At 49.9% G+C, this 897-nt stretch carries 1 protein-coding gene; it reads right to left on the reverse strand.

Features of this window, described 5'->3' with window-relative positions; translation table 11 throughout:
* Positions 1–897, reverse strand: an 897-nt coding sequence (locus tag CIK99_RS07545; protein ID WP_144007935.1) for a transposase, incomplete at both ends; no start/stop codon positions are given.

Raw genomic sequence — 897 nt, forward strand, 5'->3', positions numbered from 1 at the left:
CCTGACAGATCTCAAGATATGACTTCTTTGTCCTTTCTTTCGGCACGGGCGGCACATCGAGCTGCTTCTGTATGTTGCGCAGTGCATCCCTGTTGGATGGTGAGAGTATGCCGTAGTGGCGTATCCTTACAAACCTGTCGGGTAGCACATGCAGTGACAACAAGCCAAGGAACTTGTCAATCTCCATTGTCATCACCCCGTGCTTTCCGCCTTTCCTGTAGTCCTTGTAGTCATATGAGACATTTGAGTCGGTCACGTCAAGAATCCTGGAATTGGTTATCGCCACACGATATGCATATCTTGCAATATACTCCAACACCTGATTCACTCCCTTTGCGGGAGGGCGGGAGTAAACGACCCAGTCCTTGTCAAAGCACTGTTTTCGTATGTAATTAGCAATGACGAAGCCTTCTTCCTTCAGCCTCCTTGTGAGCAGAGCCATGAATCTTCCACGGAATTTGTCGCTCATGCCATGCACGGGAAAAAGGAAGTCACTCTTTTCACAACCGTTGAGATGATGCCACACACCGAGCTTGTCTATCCCTCCACCCGGCACAATGCAGTGAATGTGCGGATGGTAGAACAGATTGGAACCCCACGTATGAAGGATGGCTGTCATGCCTGTACGCAGCCCCTTGTCGCCAGCAAAGTCGTGAATGGTAGCCCAAGCGGCCTTGAACATGCAATCGTAGAAGGCAGCCTGATGGTTAATGGCTATAGGATGCAGGCAATCCGGCACCGTGAATACCACATGGAAGTACTTAGTAGGTATAATCTCCTCCCTGCGGAAAGAAATCCACTGCTCACGCTCCTTGTTCTGACACTTGGGGCAATGACGGTCTCGGCAACTGTTGTAGCTTATCTTGATTTCTCCGCATTCGGGACACACTTCCACAT

The organism is Prevotella sp. P5-92 (assembly GCF_002251245.1).
GTDB lineage: Bacteria > Bacteroidota > Bacteroidia > Bacteroidales > Bacteroidaceae > Prevotella.